The sequence below is a fragment of the Nostoc cf. edaphicum LEGE 07299 genome, from assembly GCF_015207245.1.
In the GTDB taxonomy this organism is placed as follows: domain Bacteria; phylum Cyanobacteriota; class Cyanobacteriia; order Cyanobacteriales; family Nostocaceae; genus Nostoc; species Nostoc edaphicum_B.
The window spans coordinates 1-2,923 of the sequence record NZ_JADEXF010000862.1 but is presented as its reverse complement, the minus strand read 5'-3'; the positions used below and the strand labels follow the sequence as shown (position 1 = coordinate 2,923).

The following is a 2,923-nucleotide window of genomic DNA, read 5'->3' as shown; positions in this document are numbered from 1 at the left end:
CTTTTTGACGATCGCTAAACAGCGTTTCGATCGCTTCCTGCATTTTCTGAGGATCGGGATTCTCCAGTTTTTGGATATCTGTTTGGGCAAAATCACCCATTTCTGGATGCTGCAAAACTTTGGCGATCGCTTGCATATCCTTTACTGAAGCTGGTAATGGGTTAAGACCATCCTTATAATCACTAATTCCTATTAGGAGTGCTACCTTCGTCATGTCCCTATCCTCTTTCTTGTTATGGCATTTCTCAGCTTGGCGCTATAAATTTTTCTGCTGCTGCGATCGCAATCATTAGTTCTTGCTGGCTGCTGGCTTTAACCTTGAGTTTTTTACCGTTAGCCTCAACTTCCAACTCAATAGTTTTGTTACCCAAGCGATCGCGCAAAAATCCCAATACTTTCTTAAAATTGGCAATACTCACCTCGGCCTGCAATACCCCTAGCAGAAAACCTCCTAACGCCTTTGAGCCTTCGGGTATTTCTCTAACTGCTACAAGTTCAGCACTTTCTACATCTAAGTCTTTGATTTCTCGCAGCAGATTTCGTGTTTCGCGTTCTTGCTCCTCTGCATCTAAGTCTGGATTAGAAAGAGCGATAGTCAGTTTGACGTTAGATTCAGAACTCATTTTGTACCCTTTTCGGTTTTTTAGCAGTTGAGTGTCAACTATATTTGCGTGATTTCTCTATTGACATCATAACTGCTATGTAAATTTCCTGAAACTTCTCAATATTTTTACAAAAATTCATAAAATTTAGCAAGACTTACGCAGTGAAAACCTGAAACCTCGTTCGCGTAGCGTGCGCTTCACGCATTCCCTTTAAAATGCAGGAGAATTAAAAGCCCCCTTTTTAAGGGGGTTGGGGGATTTTTTGTGCGTAAGTTTTATTTAGCTCATTTAAAACAAGTCCAAATCTGTCACAGCACCAATACTGCTAGAAGATACCAAAAAGGCATATTTCGCCAACACGCCTTTAGTGTAACGCGGAGCCGGAGGTTGCCAGTTAGCACGACGACGGGCCAGTTCTTCTTCAGATATATTCAACTGCAATAAACGAGCTGGTGCATCAATAGTAATACTATCGCCTTCTTCTACAAGCGCGATCGCCCCACCAACTGCTGCTTCTGGAGCAACATGACCAACTACCATACCGTAAGTACCGCCAGAAAAACGTCCGTCGGTAATTAATCCCACCGCATCACCCAATCCAGCACCGATAATTGCTGAGGTGGGAGCCAACATTTCCCGCATTCCAGGGCCGCCTTTAGGCCCTTCGTAGCGGATTATGAGAATATCACCAGCTTGAATCTTACCAGCCAAAATTGCATCTAAAGAGGCTTCTTCCGATTCAAACACCCGTGCAGGCCCAGTAATTACTGGTTTTTTCACCCCAGTAATTTTGGCGACAGCCCCTTCCGTTGCCAAATTACCTCTGAGAATGGCTAAATGTCCTTGAGGATACATCGGGTTATTCCAAGGACGAATCACATCTTGATTGGCAGATGGTTCTTCTGGTATGTCTGCTAATATCTCTGCAATAGTTTGACCGCTGATGGTGAGGCTATCACCGTGTAATAAATCATGTACAAGTAACATCTTCATTACTTGCGGAATGCCACCAGCTTTGTGCAAATCTGTAGCGACATATTTACCACTTGGTTTCAGATCGCACAAAACGGGAACGCGAGCGCGGATAGTTTCAAAGTCATCTATTGTTAAATCTACCTCAGCGGCGCGGGCGATCGCTAAAAAGTGCAGTACTGCATTGGTCGAACCACCGACTGCCATAATCACAGAGATGGCATTCTCTATTGATTTGCGGGTGATAATTTGGCGGGGTAATATTTGTTTGCGAATGGCTTCAACTAAGACAAATGCTGATTTTTCGGTGCTGTCGGCTTTTTCGGCATCTTCTGCCGCCATTGTCGAAGAATAGGGTAAACTCATCCCCAGCGCTTCAAATGCTGAAGACATGGTGTTAGCCGTGAACATTCCCCCACAGGAACCAGCACCCGGACAAGCTCTACCTTCAACCTCTAATAATTCCTTTTCGTCAATTTTTCCAGCACTGTATTGACCAACAGCTTCAAAAGAACTGACAACAGTTAAATCGCGTCCGTTATAGTGACCGGGTTTAATTGTGCCACCGTAAACAAAGATAGCTGGGATATTCATCCGAGCCATCGCCAGCATTGCCCCTGGCATATTTTTGTCACAACCGCCAATAGCCAGCACACCATCCATACTTTGTCCAGTACAGGCGGTTTCAATGGAATCGGCAATCACTTCTCGTGACACTAGGGAATATTTCATCCCTTCAGTTCCCATCGAAATCCCATCGCTAATGGTAATTGTACCGAACACTTGCGGCATCGCTCCAGCAGTTTTAATCCCAATCTCTGCTCTTTGCGCCAGTTGATTTATTCCCATATTACAGGGAGTGATTGTACTGTAGCCATTGGCAATGCCCACAATAGCTTTATTGAAATCTTCATCTTTAAAACCAACTGCACGCAGCATAGCTCGATTAGGCGATCGCTGCACCCCTTGCGTCACAATTTGGCTTCTCAAATTCTCCGACATCTTTTTTCCTTCCGTGCCATTATCGCAACAGTTGCGATTGTATTACCTGATGATTTTCTCATGCCTGGGCGGTGCGATCGAATATGAGTAATTCTCTATGTTTCACCGTGTCTTTTGGTCAGCCCTAATTAGAATAAATCTTCATCTAAGCGTTTGTATAAAATAAGGATGATTCTTGTGTGTTAGGCATCTAGAGTGCGGGAAATACTACTACTGAATGGCGTAAAAAAGCATACCATTTCAAATGACCAAGAGCTTGGAATATAATTATTCTTTTGACTTTTGACACTTCGACTTCGCTCAGTGTTAACTTTTGACTTCCGCTTTGCGGTACTAGTACAATA

The 2,923-nt window shown here is 43.8% G+C and carries 3 protein-coding genes; all 3 read right to left on the bottom strand.

Going from position 1 to position 2,923, the window contains the following annotated elements:
• Nucleotides 1–214, bottom strand: a 214-nt coding sequence (locus IQ229_RS21840) for a caspase family protein (RefSeq protein WP_194047333.1), incomplete at its 3' end; no start/stop codon positions are given.
• Between the two features lie 31 nt (nt 215–245).
• On the bottom strand, nt 246–623 hold the full coding sequence (locus IQ229_RS21835; protein WP_194047331.1) for a hypothetical protein: 378 nt from the start codon (nt 621–623) through the stop codon (nt 246–248).
• A gap of 270 nt (nt 624–893) precedes the next feature.
• Nucleotides 894–2,579: a dihydroxy-acid dehydratase gene (gene ilvD / locus IQ229_RS21830; protein WP_194047329.1), complete on the bottom strand. Its 1,686-nt coding sequence runs from the start codon at nt 2,577–2,579 to the stop codon at nt 894–896.
• Between the last annotated feature and the right edge of the window lie 344 nt (nt 2,580–2,923).